Genomic DNA, 16,552 nt, shown 5'->3' with positions numbered 1-16,552 from the left:
GGCGTCCTATGCTGCCTTCATGACGCAGACGCCCGACATCAAGCCCCGTAGCCGCGACGTCACGGACGGTCTGGAGAAGACCGCCGCGCGGGGGATGCTCCGGGCGGTAGGCCTCGGCGACGACGACTTCGCCAAGCCACAGATCGGCGTCGCGAGCTCGTGGAACGAGATCACCCCGTGCAACCTGTCGCTCGACCGGCTCGCCAAGGCGGTCAAGGACGGCGTCCACGCCGGCGGCGGGTACCCGCTCGAGTTCGGCACCATCTCGGTGTCCGACGGCATCTCGATGGGCCACGAGGGCATGCACTTCAGCCTGGTGTCCCGCGAGATCATCGCCGACTCGGTCGAGACCGTCATGAACGCCGAGCGCCTCGACGGGTCGGTCCTGCTTGCGGGCTGCGACAAGTCGCTGCCCGGCATGCTCATGGCCGCCGCACGGCTCAACCTCTCGTCGGTGTTCCTCTATGCCGGGTCCATCCTCCCGGGCATCGCCAAGCTCTCCGACGGCACCGAGAAGGTCGTCACGATCATCGACGCGTTCGAGGCCGTCGGTGCGTGCGCTGCCGGGCGCATGTCGCGTGAGGACGTCGACGCCATCGAGCGCGCCATCTGCCCGGGCGAGGGTGCCTGCGGCGGCATGTACACCGCGAACACGATGGCCTCCGTGGCGGAGGCGATCGGCATGTCGCTGCCCGGCTCGGCGGCGCCGCCGGCGACCGACCGCCGGCGCGACGGTTATGCCCGCAAGTCGGGTGAGGCCGTCGTCGAGCTGCTGCGCCGGGGGATCCGTGCGCGCGACATCATGACCAAGGAGGCGTTCGAGAACGCCATCGCCGTCGTCATGGCCTTCGGCGGGTCGACGAACGCCGTGCTGCACCTGCTCGCGATCGCCCACGAGGCCGACGTCGACCTCACCATCGACGACTTCGCGCGCATCGGCGCCACCGTGCCGCACCTGGCCGACGTCAAGCCGTTCGGCCAGTTCGTCATGACCGACATCGACCGCGTGGGGGGCGTGCCGGTCGTCATGCGGGCCCTTCTCGACGCCGGGCTGCTCCACGGCGACTGCCTGACGGTGACGGGCAAGACGCTCGCAGAGAACCTCGCCGACGTCCGTCCGCCGGACGTCGACGGCAAGGTCGTCCGGGCGCTGTCCGAGCCGATCCACCACACCGGCGGGCTGACCATTCTCAAGGGGTCGCTGGCGCCGGAGGGCGCGGTGGTCAAGTCAGCCGGCTTCGACGAGTCGGTGTTCGAGGGCACGGCCCGCGTCTTCGACGGCGAGCGCGCCGCGATGGACGCCGTCGAGGACGGCTCGCTGAGGAAGAACGACGTCGTCGTCATCCGCTACGAGGGGCCCAAGGGCGGTCCCGGCATGCGCGAGATGCTCGCCGTGACCGGCGCCATCAAGGGCGCCGGCCTCGGCAAGGACGTCCTGCTGCTCACCGACGGACGCTTCTCCGGCGGCACGACCGGCCTCTGCGTGGGGCACGTGGCCCCGGAGGCCGTCGACGACGGCCCGATCGCCTTCGTCCGCGACGGTGACACGATCCGTCTCGACGTCGCGAACGGAACGCTCGACGTGCTCGTCGACGAGGAGGAGATGCAGCGCCGCCGCGCCGAGGGTGTCACCCACCCGGAGCCGAAGTACACCCGCGGCGTCCTCGCCAAGTACCGCAAGCTCGTCGGCTCGGCGAGCGGGGGCGCGGTCTGCGGCTGAGGCGCGGTCTGCGGCTGGGGCGCGGCCGCGCGCCCTCAGGGCGTGCCGCTGGTGTCGATCGCCCAGTGGCGCCACGTCGACGTCACCTCCATGCCCACCTTCTCGTAGAGGCCGAGCGCGCCGGTGCGCGAGTCGGTGGACAGCTCCGAGCGGGTGGCACCGTGCGCGCGCGCCGCGGCGAAGGCGTCGACGAGCAGCGCCCGGGCCAGGCCCCTGCCGCGGTGGTCGCGGCGCACGGCGAGCTTGTCGATGTAGCCGACGTCCTCGTTGACCATGAGCAGCGCCACCCCGACGACGGCGCCGGACGGGTCGGTCATGAGGCGCAGGTGCCACGGCTCGAACCCCGGCCGCAGCACGGTCCCTGCCGCCCAGTCCTCGAAGGACTCGCGGTCACGCTGCGACCACTCGAGGAAGGCGTCCTCGACGACCTCGTGCGCGACGCGGTGGTCGCCCTCGTCCCGGGCCGCGCGCACCGTGTACCCGGCCGGGATCGGCTGCGGCTCGATCTGCTTGCCGCGCGGCATCTCGAGGACCCACGAGGTCCACAGCGGCCGGTACCCCAGGGACTCGAACAGTCGCTCGCCGCTCGAGCCGGCCGGCACGGGCTGGCCGACGAGCCCCGTCCCGTCACGCCGCGAGAGGCGCTGGCACCACAGCGCCAGGGCCGTGCCGATGCCGCGCCCGCGGGCCAGCGGGTGGACGTGGGCGTGCCCCCACCGGCCACGGTCGACCTCGCCGTACGCGACGAGCCGGCCCGCGTCGTAGACGCCGATCGTCTGGCGGTCGATGTCGAAGCTGGGGCGCTGCCAGTCCCCGACGATGTCGGCCTCCTCGATGACGACGGTGCCGACGTCGGCCAGCTCGGCGTCGCGCATCAGCTCGTAGACGTCCCGCGCCTCCTCCCGGCGCAGCGGGCGCCACGAGACGCCCTCGAGGTGCTCGAGGCCGAGGTCGTTGACGTCGTGGGTCGCCTCGGGCATCGGTGTCGTCATGGTCTCTCCGGTGCGGGTGTCCCGGTGGTGCCGGGAGGGGTGATGGCCCACCGACCGGGCGGGAGCCCGACGGGCCGTGACGCCAGTGTCCTGGCGCCACGCCGACCCCTCAACCGACTTTCCGCCGTCGCGCCGGGCCCCTCGGCCGCCGCGACAGTGGGTGAGACCCCGGTGCCACATGCTGAGACAGCCAGTACGGCCGATTGACACCGCTGGGGCCGCGTAGGACGGTTGACGCGTGGCCCGACTCCTCGTACTTTCCTAGCGCGCCGACCAGCAGAACCGGTCAGCGCGCTCCCTTCCGTCCCGCCTTGGGACCGAAGGGTTTTTTTGTGGGCCGGGACGGGTCCACGAGGGACGGACGAGGGTCGCCGGCCACCAGAGACCGCAACACCGTGCAGTGCTCGAGACAAGGATGAGATCGTGAGCGACACGACGAAGCAGGCGCCTTCGCCCGCGGACGTGGCCTCCCTGGCCCGTCACCGTCCGACGCCGTCCTCCCCGGCGCGGCCCAGCGACCCCGGTGCCGCGGCGCCGGTCGCGCCCGCCGCCCCGGCCCGCGAGGTCACCGGCGCCCAGGCGCTCGTACTCTCCCTCGAGGCCATCGGCGCCGACACCGTCTTCGGCATCCCCGGCGGCGCCATCCTGCCGGCCTACGACCCGATGCTCGACTCCGAGAAGGTGCGCCACATCCTCGTGCGTCACGAGCAGGGTGCCGGCCACGCCGCCGAAGGCTACGCGGCCGCCACCGGCAAGGTCGGTGTCTGCATGGCGACCTCCGGGCCGGGCGCGACGAACCTCGTGACGCCCATCGCGGACGCGCACATGGACTCGGTGCCGATCGTCGCCATCACCGGGCAGGTGTCGAGCGGTGCCATCGGTACCGACGCGTTCCAGGAGGCCGACATCCGCGGCATCACGATGCCGATCACCAAGCACAACTACCTCGTCACCGACCCGGCCAGGATCCCGCAGGCGATCGCCGAGGCCTTCCACGTCGCCTCGACCGGCAGGCCGGGGCCGGTCCTCGTCGACATCAGCAAGGACGCGCTCCAGGCCACGACGACCTTCTCCTGGCCGCCACCGATCGACCTGCCCGGCTACCGGCCCGTCCTGCGACCGCACGGCAAGCAGATCCGCGAGGCCGCCCGGCTCATCGCCGCGGCCAGGCGTCCGATCTTCTACGTCGGCGGTGGTGTGGTCCGCGCCCGGGCGAGCGAGCAGCTGCGTCGACTCGTCGAGCTGACACAGATCCCGGTGACGACGACCCTCATGGCCCGTGGCACGGTGCCCGACAGCGAGCCGCTCAACCTCGGGATGCCCGGCATGCACGGCACCGTGGCCGCGGTGACGGGCCTGCAGAAGTCGGACCTCATCATCGCCCTCGGCGCCCGCTTCGACGACCGGGTCACCGGCCAGCTGTCGACCTTCGCGCCGGACGCCAAGGTCATCCACGCCGACATCGACCCGGCCGAGATCAGCAAGAACCGCATCGCCGACGTGCCGATCGTCGGCGACGTCGGCGAGGTCATCGACGACCTCATCGTCCAGATCACCCACGACCGCGCGGCGGCCGAGCCCGGCTCGGGCGCGTGGGACTACGCCGAGTGGCGCGAGCGCGTCGCCGGCTGGAAGTCGACCTTCCCCCTCGGGTGGACCGACAGCGAGGACGGCACGCTCTCGCCGCAGTACGTCATCCAGCGCATCGGCGCGTTGACCGGCCCGGAGGCCACCTACGTCGCCGGCGTCGGCCAGCACCAGATGTGGGCGGCGCAGTTCGTGCAGTACGAGCGCCCCAACGCCTGGCTCAACTCCGGCGGCCTCGGGACGATGGGCTACTCCGTGCCGGCCGCCATGGGGGCCAAGGTCGCCGAGCCGGAGCGCACGGTCTGGGCCATCGACGGTGACGGCTGCTTCCAGATGACCAACCAGGAGCTGGCCACCTGCGTCATCAACAACATCCCGATCAAGGTCGCGGTCATCAACAACAGCAGCCTCGGCATGGTGCGCCAGTGGCAGACGCTCTTCTACGACGAGCGCTACTCCAACACCAACCTGCAGCCCCTCGAGCAGCGCGTCCCCGACTTCGTCAAGCTCGCCGAGGCGTACGGCTGCCTGGGCCTGCGCGCGGAGACGCCCGACGAGGTCGACGCCGTCATCAGGCAGGCGCTGGAGACCAACGACCGACCCGTCGTCATCGACTTCATCGTCCACCGCGACGCCATGGTGTGGCCGATGGTCCCGGCGGGCGTCAGCAACGACATGATCCAGGCCGCACGCCACGAGGCGCCGGTCTGGGAGCGAGAGGACTGAGGCCGGGCATGAGCAAGCACACCCTGTCCGTGCTCGTCGAGAACAAGCCCGGCGTGCTGACGCGCGTCGCGGCCCTGTTCTCCCGGCGCGGCTTCAACATCGACTCGCTCGCCGTCGGCCCGACGGAGATCCCGGAGATCTCGCGGATGACCGTCGTCGTCGAGGTCGAGGGCGCGGCCCTCGAGCAGGTGACCAAGCAGCTGAACAAGCTCATCGAGGTGCTCAAGGTCGTCGAGCTCGACCCCACCGCGTCGGTCCAGCGCGAGATCATCCTCGTCAAGGTCCGCGCGGACGCTGCCACCCGCAGCCAGATCGTCGACACGATCCACCTGTTCAAGGCCAAGGTCGTCGACGTCACGACCGACGCCGTCGTCGTCGAGGCGACGGGCAACTCCGACAAGCTGCGCGCGCTGCTCGACGTCCTCGAGCCGTTCGGCATCAAGGAGCTCGTCCAGTCCGGGATGGTCGCCGTCGGACGCGGCGGCCGCTCCATCACCGACCGCAGCCTGCGCAGCGCCTGACCGGCCGACGCCTCGCCGGGCGCCGCAGGCGCGTCGACCCCCCGCACCACCCAGACCCACCGCACACCGAACCGAAGGAGAAGGCCACCATGGCCGAGATGTTCTACGACGACGACGCCGACCTGTCCGTCATCCAGGGCAAGAAGGTCGCCGTCATCGGCTACGGCAGCCAGGGCCACGCCCACGCGCTCAACCTGCGCGACTCGGGGGTCGACGTCCGCGTCGGCCTGGCCGAGGGCAGCAAGAGCCGGGCCAAGGCCGAGGCCGAGGGCCTGCCGGTGTCGTCCGTCGCGGACGCCGTCAAGGACGCCGACCTCGTCGTCATCCTCACGCCCGACCAGGTGCAACGGACGGTCTACGCCGACGACATCAAGCCCAACCTCAAGGACGGCGCCGCGCTGCTCTTCGGCCACGGCTTCAACATCCGCTTCGGCTACATCAAGCCCGAGGCCGACGCCGACGTCCTCATGGTCGCTCCCAAGGGTCCCGGCCACATCGTCCGGCGTGAGTTCGTCGACGGCCGTGGCGTGCCCGTGCTCCTCGCCGTCGAGCAGGACGCGTCCGGCACGGCCTGGGACCTCGCCAAGGCCTACGGCAAGGCGATCGGCGGCCTGCGCGCGGGCGGCATCAAGACGACGTTCACCGAGGAGACCGAGACCGACCTCTTCGGCGAGCAGGCTGTCCTCTGTGGTGGCGCGAGCCAGCTCGTCATGTACGGCTTCGAGACGCTCGTCGAGGCCGGCTACCAGCCGGAGGTCGCCTACTTCGAGTGCCTCCACGAGCTCAAGCTCATCGTCGACCTCATGATCGAGGGTGGCATCGCCAAGCAGCGCTGGTCGGTCTCCGACACCGCGGAGTACGGCGACTACGTGTCGGGGCCGCGCGTCATCGACCCGCGGGTCAAGGAGAACATGAAGGCCGTCCTCGCCGACGTCCAGAACGGCACCTTCGCCAAGCGGTTCATCGACGACCAGGACGCCGGTGCGCCGGAGTTCAAGGCCCTGCGCGAGAAGGGTGCCCAGCACCCGATCGAGGCGACCGGACGCGAGCTGCGCAAGCTCATGGCGTGGGTCAAGCAGACCGACGCCGACTACACCGAGGGCAGCGCCGCTCGCTGAGCGCCTCCTGACCGCCGGACCCGACGGCCGGCCACCCCCACTCGGAGGTGGCCGGCCGTGCGTTCGGCCGACCGACGCGCCTAGAGTGGCTCGCGGCACACCGTGGTGCCCTCGATGGCCCGCATCCCTCCACGGACGGGCGCCTCGTCCGTCCGAAAGGCAACCTCGTGAGCAAGCCCGTCGTCCTCATCGCCGAAGAGCTCTCGCCCGCAACGATCGAGGCCCTCGGGCCCGACTTCGAGGTCCGTCGCGCCGACGGGGCCGACCGCGAGGAGCTGCTGCGGGCCCTGGCCGACGTCGACGCCGTCCTCATCCGCTCCGCCACGAGGATGGACGCCGAAGCCATCGCGGCGGGCAAGCGGCTCCGGGTGATCGCGCGAGCGGGGGTCGGGCTCGACAACGTCGACGTGCAGTCCGCCACGCAGGCCGGTGTCATGGTCGTCAACGCGCCGACCTCGAACATCACCTCGGCCGCCGAGCTCGCCGTCGGCCTGCTCCTCGCGACGGCGCGCAACATCGCGCCGGCCAACGCCGCCCTCAAGAGCGGCGCCTGGGAGCGGAGCAGGTACACCGGCGTCGAGCTGCTCGACAAGACCGTCGGCATCGTCGGCCTCGGCCGGATCGGCGCCCTCGTCGCCGAGCGGCTCAAGGGCTTCGGCATGAGGATCCTCGCCTACGACCCGTACGCCTCGCCGGCCAAGGCCGGCCAGCTGGGCGCCCACCTCGTGGGGCTCGACGAGCTGCTCGTCCAGTCCGACTTCATCACCATCCACCTGCCCAAGACGCCGGAGACGCTCGGCCTCATCGGTGAGGAGGCCCTCGGCAAGGTCAAGCCGACCGTCCGCATCGTCAACGCCGCGCGCGGTGGCATCCTCGACGAGACCGCCCTCGCGCGGGCTCTCGCCGAGGGCCGCGTCGCCGGCGCCGGCATCGACGTCTTCGCCACCGAGCCGACCACCGGGTCGCCCCTGTTCGCGTACGACTCCGTCGTCGTGACGCCACACCTCGGCGCCTCGACGGAGGAGGCCCAGGAGAAGGCGGGCATCGCCGTCGCCAGGTCGGTCCGGCTCGCCCTCGGCGGCGAGCTCGTCCCGGACGCCGTCAACGTCAGCAGCGGGTTCATCGCCGAGGAGGTCCGCCCGGGCATCCCGCTCGTCGAGAAGCTCGGTCGCATCTTCACGGCGGTCGCGGGCACGGTCCCCGCCCAGCTCGACGTCGAGGTCCGCGGCGAGATCACGGCGCACGACGTCAGCGTGTGGAAGCTCGTCGCCCTCAAGGGCCTGTTCACCGACGTCGTCGAGGACGCCGTCACCTACGTCAACGCCCCGGTGATCGCCGAGCAGCGCGGCTGCGTCGTGCGCCTCGTCACCGACCCCGACTCGGGCGACTTCCGCAACGTCACGACCCTGCGCGGCACCCTGGCCGACGGCACGGTCGTGTCGGTCTCGGGAACGCTGACCGGACCGAAGAGGGTCGCCAAGCTCGTCGGCGTCAACGGCCACGACCTCGAGGTCCCGCTGTCGGCCCACATGCTCGTCTTCGAGTACTCCGACCGGCCGGGAGTCATCGGCAACGTCGGACGCATCCTCGGCGATGCCGGCATCAACATCGGCGGCATGCAGGTCTCGCGTCAGGACGACCGCGCCATCGGCGTCCTCAACGTCGACTCCGACGTGCCGGCGGCGCTCGCGGCCGAGCTGTCCGACGTCGTCGACGCCAAGACGTTCACCGCCGTCGACCTCGACGACTGACGCGGCGGGTTCCCGACCGGCCCTCAGCCGGCAGCCCCCGACGCGTCCGCGTCGGCCTCGGCAGACCGCGTCCGCTCGGCCTCGTCGGCCTCGTCGGCCTCGTCGGCCTCGTCGACCAGGTCGACCAGGTCGGCGAGCTCGGGCAGCAGCTCGTGGCGCTTGCTGAAGGTGTCGAGGATGGCGAGGGCGACGGCGGCGATGGGGATGCCGATGAGCGCGCCGATCGGACCCCAGACCGCGGCACCCGCGATGACCGCCCCGAGGGCGACCGCGGGATGGACGTCCATGGTGCGCTGGCTGATGCGCGGTGTGAAGACGTAGTTCTCGACCTGCTGGTAGACCGTGGCGAAGATGACGATCCACAGCGCGCTCAGGGGGTTGCCGAGCAGGGTGAACAGTGCCGGGAGGGCCACGCCGATGTAGGTGCCGATGGTCGGGATGAACTGGCCGACGATGCCGGCGAAGAGGCCGAGCGGCAACCAGAACGGCACGTCGACGAACCAGAAGAACGTGGCGTGGAACACCGCCGACAGGGCCGCGAGCAGCACCTTGGACACGACGTAGCCGCCGGTCTTCTCCACCGAGATCGTCCAGACCGTGATGAAGACGCGCTGGTAGCGCTGCGGCAGCCAGGACCCGATGGTCTGGCGCAGCCGCGGGCTCTCGGCCGACAGGTAGTAGGCGAACACGAGGATCGTCAGCGCGTCGAAGACGAACGTCAGCACCGACCCGAAGACACCGAGGATGCCGCCGCCGTACTTGCCGGCCAGCTCGCCGAACTTGTCGGGTGTCAGGGACAGCGCCTTCTGCAGCTGGGCGAGGTCGAACGACGTGTGGAACGTCGCGTTGACCCAGTCGAGCGCCGCTGCCCCGGCGTCCGGAAGCCGGGTGCCGAGCTGCGAGAGCTGCGAGGCGAACACGGCCCCGAACAGCTCGGCCAGCCCGCCGAGCACGAGCAGCATGCCGAGCATCGTCAGGCCGGTGGCGAGCCCGCGCTTGACCCCCCGCCGGCTGAGCCAGAGCACCACCGGCTCCATGCCGATGGACACGAGCCAGGCGAGCAGCAGGAGGAAGAGGAAGGAGCTGACCGACTGGAAGACGGTGACCGCGATCCACAGGAGGACGAGCGCTGCCAGCACCGTGGCGACGACGCGTCGGGCGTTCGACGGCGTCACGGCGACCCATCGGGCGCGCTCCTCGAACCGCTGCTCCGGGTGCACCGCGTGCGCGAGGTGCACCGCGTGCCCGGCAGGGGTCGGGTGCGCGGACGGGTGCGGGCCCGGCTCCGTGGTCCGCTCCGTGGTCGGCTCCGTGGTCGGCTCCGTGGTCGGCTGCGAGGTCTTGTCCGCGGCGGGCGCGGGCCCCGGCTCGTGGTCAGCGCTCACGCGCCGAGCGTACGGCGCGGGACCTGTCGAGCGGGGGAGGCCGGAGCGGGTGGCCGTCCCCGCGTCGCCTGCGCCACACGCCCGTCGTCCTCCTGCACGGATGCCGGACGTCGCGTCTCAGTTTCTGGAAACCCCCTTTACCCCCCAGTAGCCAGGCGTACCGTCGAACGCATGACGCGGCAGCTCGTACTCCTCATCGCCAGCCGCGGCGAGTCCCAGTAGTCAGCGACCTCGCCGCGGAGATCCCGCGTTCCCCATCGCTGACGGTTCGCCCACCCGGGCTCGAGCCCTGAGACCACACATGAACTGGCACGAAGGATGTGATCCCCATGAGCGATGACGCCATGGCCGCCCGACAGGCGCTGCAGGAGTCGATGGACCTGCGCGACCAGGGCCACACGGAGGACTGAGCTCCGCCGAAGTCCGTCGACGAAGGCCCCCGCACACCCGGGCGGGGGCCTTCGTCGTGCTCAGGACATGAGACGAGCGTTCCACATCACAAGACGGCCTCTAGGCTTGCAGCATGGGAGAGACGCAGGTCAAGGATGCCTACTCGATCGCCGTCATCGGAGGTGACGGCATCGGTCCCGAGGTGGTCGGCGAGGCGCTCAAGGTCCTCGACGCCGCCACCGGCTCGAGCGGGCCGAAGTTCGCGACGACCGACTACGACCTCGGTGCCCGCCGGTGGCACGCCACCGGCGAGACGCTGCCCGACTCGGTCCTCGACGAGCTGCGCGGCCACGACGCCATCCTGCTCGGGGCCATCGGGGACCCGAGCGTGCCGAGCGGCGTCCTCGAGCGCGGTGTCCTGCTGCCCCTGCGCTTCGCCCTCGACCACTACGTCAACCTGCGCCCCGCCAAGCTGTTCCCCGGGGTGGCCAGCCCCCTCGACGTCGCCCGCGTCGCGCCGGACGGGATCGACTTCGTCGTCGTCCGCGAGGGCACCGAGGGCCCGTACGCCGGCAACGGTGGCGGGCTGCGCGTCGGCACCCCGGCCGAGATCGCGACCGAGGTCAGCGTCAACACCCGCTACGGCGTCGAGCGTGTGGTCCGCGACGCCTTCGCCCGGGCCCAGGCCCGCCCGCGCCGGCACCTGACCCTCGTGCACAAGCACAACGTCCTGACGCACGCCGGCCACCTGTGGCGGCGCACCGTCGAGGAGGTCGGGGCCGAGTTCCCCGAGGTCGAGACCGCCTACCAGCACGTCGATGCGGCGACGATCTTCATGGCGACCGACCCCGGCCGCTTCGACGTCATCGTCACCGACAACCTCTTCGGCGACATCCTCACCGACATCGCCGCCGCCATCGCGGGCGGCATCGGCCTCGCGGCCTCGGGCAACATCAACCCGGCGCGCACCACGCCCAGCATGTTCGAGCCGGTGCACGGGTCGGCCCCCGACATCGCCGGCCAGGGCAAGGCCGACCCGACCGCGGCGATCCTGTCGGCGGGCATGCTCCTCGCGCACCTCGGCCTGGACGCCGACGCGGCCCGCATCGAGTCGGCCGTCGCCGAGGACCTCGCCGAGCGCGGCGACGCGCCGCGCTCGACCTCGGCCGTCGGTGACGCCATCGCCGGCCGTCTCTGACGTCGTCGACGACTCCTGACTCTCGACGACTTCCGACGAGTCCCCACGACTCCAGGACGAGGCCGGGCCGGTCGACCGGCCCGGCTTCGCCGTCTCACCATGTGGGCGATAGCCTGCAGTGGATCACCGCCGACCGGCTCCCGTGGAGGTTTGACATGACCCAGCTGTCCTTCGAGGTCACGCGTCGCGACGACGTCACCCCGCCCGAGCGCGTCGCGGAGATCCTCCGGAACCCCGGCTTCGGCAAGGTCTTCACCGACCACATGGTCCTCGTCGACTGGTCCGCCGACGCCGGGTGGGGCAACGCCCGGGTCCAGCCGTACGGCCCGTTCCGGATGGACCCGGCCGCCGCCGTCCTGCACTACGCGCAGGAGATCTTCGAGGGCATGAAGGCCTACCGGCACGCCGACGGCTCGATCTGGACCTTCCGTCCCGAGGCCAACGCGGCCCGGTTCGCCCGCTCGGCCCGGCGCCTCGCCCTGCCGGTCCTGCCCGAGGCCGACTTCATCGAGTCGCTGCGCCAGCTCGTCACCGTCGACCAGGAGTGGGTGCCGGCCGGCGACGCGGGCGAGAAGAGCCTCTACCTGCGCCCGTTCATGTTCGCCTCCGAGGCCTTCCTCGGCGTCCGCCCGGCCCAGCAGGTGACCTTCTCGGTCATCGCCTCGCCGGCCGGCGCGTACTTCCCCGGCGGCCTCAAGCCGGTGACCCTGTGGATCTCGACCGAGTACGCGCGCGCGGGTGCGGGTGGCACCGGCGCCGCCAAGTGCGGCGGCAACTACGCCTCGTCGCTCGCCGGCCAGCTCGAGGGCATCGAGCACGGCTGCGACCAGGCGGTGTTCCTCGACTCCTCGACGCACACCTACATCGAGGAACTGGGCGGGATGAACCTGTTCCTCGTGACGAAGGACGGGCGCATCATCACGCCCGAGCTCACCGGCACGATCCTCGAGGGCGTCACCCGCAGCTCCATCCTCGAGATCGCCAAGGAGCTCGACCTCGAGCCGGAGGAGCGGCGCATCCCCATCGAGGAGTGGAAGGAGGGCGCCGCGAGCGGCGAGATCGTCGAGATCTTCGCGTGCGGCACGGCGGCCGTCATCACCCCGGTGGGCGAGCTGCGCTGGGACGGCGGCTCGGTCGACCACCGCCGCGAGGGCCACGAGGACCGCTACGCAGAGGCCATCCGCTCCGCGCTGCTCGACATCCAGTACGGCCGCGCGGAGGATGCCCACGGCTGGATGACGCGCCTCGTCTGACGCCGCGTCGTCGCCGACGGGAGAGGACCCGTCCACCGAAGCTCGCCTGTCAGCGAAGGCCGGCGGAAAAGGTTTGAAGCGGAACCATTGACGCCGCCGGTTCTGCGGGTATTTGATGCCACGCATCACATGATGCGGCAGGCAAAGGTCTGCCGCCTGATGTTTGCGAGGTAGTGCATGAGCGTTCCTCCGTCCCCTCCCGTCGGTCCTCCACTCGACCCGCCGCTCGACACACCGCTCCACACACGGCCCGGTCCGGCCGCCGCCGCGTCCGCCGACCACCACGACGACGAGGGTCTGCTCGCGTCGCTCGGCTACAAGCAGGAGCTGCACCGCGGCATGTCGGGGTTCTCGAACTTCGCCGTGTCGTTCTCGATCATCTCCATCCTCGCCGGCTGCATCACCAGCTACGCGATCGCCATGAACGCCGGCGGCCCCGTAGCCATCTCCATCGGCTGGCCGCTCGTCGGCGTCTTCGTCCTCTGCGTCGCGCTGGCGATGGCCGAGGTCTGCTCGGTGTACCCGACGGCCGGCGGCCTCTACTTCTGGGCGGGTCGCCTCGCCCGCCGCAACAAGCGCGTCTGGGCCTGGTACGTCGGCTGGTTCAACTTCCTCGGCGAGGTCGCCGTCACCGCGGCCATCGACTACGGCGCCGCAGTCACCTGGATGGCGCTGCTGAGCCTGGTCTTCGACCTTCAGGTCACGGCGGGGTCGACGTTCGTCGCGTTCCTCGTCGTCATCGTCCTGCACGGGCTGCTCAACACGTTCGGCGTCGACCTCGTCAAGGTGCTGTCGAACGTCAGCGCGTGGTGGCACCTCGTCGGCGTCGCCGTCATCGTCGGCGTGCTCGTCGTCGTGCCCGACAAGCACCAGGACCTCTCGTGGACCTTCACCCACTTCGAGAACCGCACCGGCTGGGGCGCGCCGTTCTACGCCTTCCTCATCGGCCTGCTCATGGCGCAGTACACCTACACCGGCTTCGACGCGTCGGCCCACGTCGCCGAGGAGACGAAGAACGCGTCGGTCGAGGCCCCCAAGGGCATCGTCCGCAGCGTGTGGGTGTCGATCCTCGCCGGCTGGGTGCTGCTCGTCGCGGTCACGGCCGCGATCCAGAGCTACGACGGCGCGCTGCACACCGACATCGGCCTGCCGCCCGCCCAGATCTTCATCGACGCGGCGGGTCGCTCGCTCGGGATCTTCCTGCTCTTCATCTGCGCCGTCGCCCAGTTCTTCTGCGGCATGGCCTCGGTCACCGCGAACTCGCGCATGTCGTACGCGTTCTCGCGCGACAACGCGCTGCCGGGGTCGCGGTGGTGGTCGCAGGTCAACCCCCGCACCGGGACGCCGACGAACTCCATCTGGCTGTGCGTCGGGTGCTCGGTCGTCCTGACGGCGCCCGCGCTCGCCTCCACGACCGCCTACCTCGCGGTCACCTCGATCGCGGTCATCGGCCTCTACATCGCCTACGTCGTGCCGGTGTTCCTGCGCCGCCGCAACCCCGACTTCCGGCCGGGCCGGTGGAACCTCGGCCGCTGGAGCGCCCCCATCGGCTGGGTCTCGGTCGCGTGGGTCGTCTTCATCGTCGTGCTCTTCATGCTCCCGCCGGCGAGCCCGGTCACGGTGGACACGTTCAACTACGCGCCCGTCGCGGTCGGCGTCGTCGTCGTCTTCTCGACGGTGGCGTGGTTCGCCGGTGGTCGCCGGCACTTCATGCGGGACGTGCCCGCGGGGCACGACACCAAGCCGGCCGCGGAGATCTTCGGCTGACATGGAGCCCGTCGGGGGAGCCCAGACGCCCCAGCCGCTGGGCCTGACGGCGTTGCCGGACGCGGTCCTGCGTCCGGCGTCCGGCAACGCCTTCGAGCACGCCGTCGAGCAGCTGGCGCGGGCGATCCGGCTCGGGGTCCTCCCCGACGGCGAGCAGCTGCCGCCGGAGCGCGAGCTGGCCGAGCGGCTGGGTATCGGGCGCAACACGCTGCGTGACGCCATCGCGGCGCTGCGCGAGTCGGGACTCGTCACGACCCGGCGCGGTCGCGGCGGCGGCACGTGGGTGACCTACGACGGCGCCGTCCACGCCGCGACGTGGGAGCGCCGGGCCGCTCCGGTGCGCAGCGGTGCGGCGATGGTCGACGCGCTGACCTTCCGCCGGGTCGTCGAGCCGGGCGCCGCCTGGCTCGCGGCGTCGCAGCCGCTCGCGGGGGACCAGCGCGCGTGGCTCGCCGACAGCCTGCGCGCCGTCGACGAGGCGGCCGACGACGCGGCCCACCGGGTCGCGGACTCGCGCCTGCACCTGGCCATCGCGACGCTGTCCGGCTCGCCGATGCTCGTCGACGCCGTGACGCGGGCCCAGGCGGCGCTGCACGACATGCTGACCGCGATCCCGGTCCTGAGCCGGAACATCGAGCACTCGAACACCCAGCACCACGACATCGTCGCGGCGATCCTGCAGGGCGACCCGGAGCGTGCCCGGGCCGTCATGGAGGAGCACTGCGACGCCACCTCGGCGCTCCTGCGCGGACTCATCGGATAGGACCTGCACATGGCAGCAGCCCCGACGCTCACCCTGGACCAGCTGCGCGACGAGATCGGCACGGGCCGGATCGACACCGTCGTCGTCGCCTTCACCGACATGCAGGGCCGCCTTGCCGGCAAGCGCCTGCACGGGCACTACTTCCTCGACCACGTGCTCGAGGCCGGCACCGAGGGGTGCAACTACCTGCTCGCCGTCGACGTCGACATGAACACGGTCGACGGCTACGCCATCTCGTCGTGGGAGCGCGGCTACGGCGACATGCTCTTCGACCTCGACCTGTCCACACTGCGCCGCACGCCCGGAGCGCCGCACTCGGCGACGATCCAGTGCGACCTGGCGTGGCTCGACGGTGGCGGCCCGGTGCGCCAGTCGCCGCGCCAGGTCCTCAAGGCCCAGGTCGACAGGGCGGCCGAGATGGGTTTCCGCGCCTACTGCGGCACCGAGCTGGAGTTCATCGTCTTCGAGGACTCCTACGACCGGGCGTGGGACCAGGGCTACCGCGGCCTGACGCCCGCGAACCGGTACAACGTCGACTACTCGATCCTCGGTGGTGACCGCGTCGAGCCGCTGCTGCGCGAGATCCGAAACGAGATGTACGCGGCGGGAGCCACGGTCGAGGGGGCCAAGGGGGAGTGCAACCTCGGCCAGCACGAGATCGCCTTCCTCTACGACGAGGTCGTCCCCACGTGTGACAACCACGTCATCTACCGCAACGCCGCCAAGGAGATCGCGGCCCGGCGCGGCCAGTCGATCACGTTCATGGCCAAGTACGACGAGCGCGAGGGCAGCTCGTGCCACGTCCACCTGTCCCTGCGTGGTCTCGACGGCGGCGTCGTCTTCGCCGACGACGCGCGCCCGCACGGGCAGAGCGCCGTCTTCGACCAGTTCATCGCCGGTGTCCTGGCGACGATGCGCGAGTTCACGTACTTCTATGCTCCGAACATCAACTCCTACAAGCGGTTCCAGCCCGGCAGCTTCGCCCCGACGGCCGTCGCCTGGGGTCACGACAACCGCACCTGCGCGCTGCGGGTGGTCGGTCACGGTGCCGGGATGCGCGTCGAGAACCGGGTGCCCGGTGGCGACATGAACCCCTATCTCGGCGTCGCCGCGATGCTCGCCGGCGGCCTCCACGGCATCGAGCAGGAGCTCGTCCTCGAGGACGCCTTCGAGGGCAACGCCTACACCTCGGACAAGCTGCGCGTCCCCTCGACGCTCCAGGAGGCCCGCGACCTGCTCGACGGGTCGACGCTGGCCCGCACGGTCTTCGGCGCCGACGTCGTGGGGCACTACGTCAACGCCGCCGACGTCGAGATCGCCGCGTTCAACGCCGCCGTCACCGACCTGTCTCTTATACACATCTGACGCTGCCGACGACGGA

General features: G+C 71.1%; 13 protein-coding genes. 11 read left to right on the top strand and 2 right to left on the bottom strand.

The features are described 5' to 3' along the window. The first annotated feature begins 19 nt into the window (after positions 1-19). Entirely contained in the window at positions 20-1,720 is a 1,701-nt protein-coding gene (ilvD, locus tag ACR9ZK_RS15705) for a dihydroxy-acid dehydratase (RefSeq protein ID WP_481342888.1), read from the top strand. Positions 1,721-1,755: 35 nt separating this feature from the next. Here the strand turns inward: ilvD and ACR9ZK_RS15700 are convergent, their stop codons facing one another. Further along, a complete protein-coding gene (locus tag ACR9ZK_RS15700) occupies positions 1,756-2,712 on the bottom strand; it encodes a GNAT family N-acetyltransferase (protein WP_481342887.1) in 957 nt (318 codons plus the stop codon). 423 nt (positions 2,713-3,135) lie between these two features. On the opposite strand from ACR9ZK_RS15700, the gene ACR9ZK_RS15695 reads away from it, so the two are divergent. The 4 genes from ACR9ZK_RS15695 to serA all read left to right on the top strand — a co-directional run bounded on the left by ACR9ZK_RS15695 (position 3,136) and on the right by serA (position 8,415). After that, on the top strand, positions 3,136-5,025 hold the full coding sequence (locus ACR9ZK_RS15695) for an acetolactate synthase large subunit (protein WP_481342886.1): 1,890 nt from the start codon (positions 3,136-3,138) through the stop codon (positions 5,023-5,025). Between the two features lie 8 nt (positions 5,026-5,033). Next, positions 5,034-5,546, top strand: coding sequence for an acetolactate synthase small subunit (gene ilvN / locus ACR9ZK_RS15690; RefSeq protein WP_076259910.1), 513 nt, complete (start codon positions 5,034-5,036; stop codon positions 5,544-5,546). Between the two features lie 89 nt (positions 5,547-5,635). After that, positions 5,636-6,664: a ketol-acid reductoisomerase gene (gene ilvC / locus ACR9ZK_RS15685; protein WP_481342885.1), complete on the top strand. Its 1,029-nt coding sequence runs from the start codon at positions 5,636-5,638 to the stop codon at positions 6,662-6,664. A 167-nt stretch (positions 6,665-6,831) separates the two neighbouring features. After that, complete coding sequence (gene serA, locus ACR9ZK_RS15680; protein ID WP_481342884.1) at positions 6,832-8,415, top strand: phosphoglycerate dehydrogenase; 1,584 nt, start codon at positions 6,832-6,834, stop codon at positions 8,413-8,415. A gap of 23 nt (positions 8,416-8,438) precedes the next feature. Here the strand turns inward: serA and ACR9ZK_RS15675 are convergent, their stop codons facing one another. Next, on the bottom strand, positions 8,439-9,800 hold the full coding sequence (locus tag ACR9ZK_RS15675) for an AI-2E family transporter (protein WP_481342883.1): 1,362 nt from the start codon (positions 9,798-9,800) through the stop codon (positions 8,439-8,441). A 329-nt stretch (positions 9,801-10,129) separates the two neighbouring features. Between ACR9ZK_RS15675 and ACR9ZK_RS15670 the strand changes: the two genes are divergently transcribed. The 6 genes from ACR9ZK_RS15670 to ACR9ZK_RS15645 all read left to right on the top strand — a co-directional run bounded on the left by ACR9ZK_RS15670 (position 10,130) and on the right by ACR9ZK_RS15645 (position 16,536). After that, positions 10,130-10,210 (top strand): 3-isopropylmalate dehydrogenase, encoded by an 81-nt coding sequence (locus ACR9ZK_RS15670; RefSeq protein ID WP_141821957.1) that lies wholly within the window; start codon positions 10,130-10,132, stop codon positions 10,208-10,210. A 113-nt stretch (positions 10,211-10,323) separates the two neighbouring features. Continuing rightward, positions 10,324-11,388 (top strand): 3-isopropylmalate dehydrogenase, encoded by a 1,065-nt coding sequence (locus ACR9ZK_RS15665; protein ID WP_481342881.1) that lies wholly within the window; start codon positions 10,324-10,326, stop codon positions 11,386-11,388. 155 nt (positions 11,389-11,543) lie between these two features. Next, entirely contained in the window at positions 11,544-12,641 is a 1,098-nt protein-coding gene (locus ACR9ZK_RS15660; RefSeq protein ID WP_481342880.1) for a branched-chain amino acid aminotransferase, read from the top strand. A 177-nt stretch (positions 12,642-12,818) separates the two neighbouring features. Continuing rightward, on the top strand, positions 12,819-14,408 hold the full coding sequence (locus ACR9ZK_RS15655; protein WP_481342879.1) for an amino acid permease: 1,590 nt from the start codon (positions 12,819-12,821) through the stop codon (positions 14,406-14,408). A 1-nt stretch (position 14,409) separates the two neighbouring features. Next, positions 14,410-15,171 (top strand): FadR/GntR family transcriptional regulator, encoded by a 762-nt coding sequence (locus ACR9ZK_RS15650; protein WP_481342878.1) that lies wholly within the window; start codon positions 14,410-14,412, stop codon positions 15,169-15,171. Positions 15,172-15,180: 9 nt separating this feature from the next. Next, on the top strand, positions 15,181-16,536 hold the full coding sequence (locus tag ACR9ZK_RS15645; RefSeq protein ID WP_481342877.1) for a glutamine synthetase family protein: 1,356 nt from the start codon (positions 15,181-15,183) through the stop codon (positions 16,534-16,536). Positions 16,537-16,552 lie beyond the last annotated feature (16 nt).

Source organism: Monashia sp. HAY1-5C, assembly GCF_056755255.1.
Note: the sequence above shows the minus strand (reverse complement) of the source record. Positions and strands in the feature narration are given on the sequence as shown.

Bases quoted from the DNA above. Each gene is read 5' to 3' on its own strand.
- ilvD (WP_481342888.1), top strand. From the start codon at position 20: ATGACGCAGACGCCCGACATCAAGCCCCGTAGCCGCGACGTCACGGAC.
- ACR9ZK_RS15700 (WP_481342887.1), bottom strand. From the start codon at position 2,712: ATGACGACACCGATGCCCGAGGCGACCCACGACGTCAACGACCTCGGC.
- ilvN (WP_076259910.1), top strand. From the start codon at position 5,034: ATGAGCAAGCACACCCTGTCCGTGCTCGTCGAGAACAAGCCCGGCGTG.
- ilvC (WP_481342885.1), top strand. From the start codon at position 5,636: ATGGCCGAGATGTTCTACGACGACGACGCCGACCTGTCCGTCATCCAG.
- ACR9ZK_RS15670 (WP_141821957.1), top strand. From the start codon at position 10,130: ATGAGCGATGACGCCATGGCCGCCCGACAGGCGCTGCAGGAGTCGATG.
- ACR9ZK_RS15665 (WP_481342881.1), top strand. From the start codon at position 10,324: ATGGGAGAGACGCAGGTCAAGGATGCCTACTCGATCGCCGTCATCGGA.
- ACR9ZK_RS15660 (WP_481342880.1), top strand. From the start codon at position 11,544: ATGACCCAGCTGTCCTTCGAGGTCACGCGTCGCGACGACGTCACCCCG.
- ACR9ZK_RS15655 (WP_481342879.1), top strand. From the start codon at position 12,819: ATGAGCGTTCCTCCGTCCCCTCCCGTCGGTCCTCCACTCGACCCGCCG.
- ACR9ZK_RS15650 (WP_481342878.1), top strand. From the start codon at position 14,410: ATGGAGCCCGTCGGGGGAGCCCAGACGCCCCAGCCGCTGGGCCTGACG.
- ACR9ZK_RS15645 (WP_481342877.1), top strand. From the start codon at position 15,181: ATGGCAGCAGCCCCGACGCTCACCCTGGACCAGCTGCGCGACGAGATC.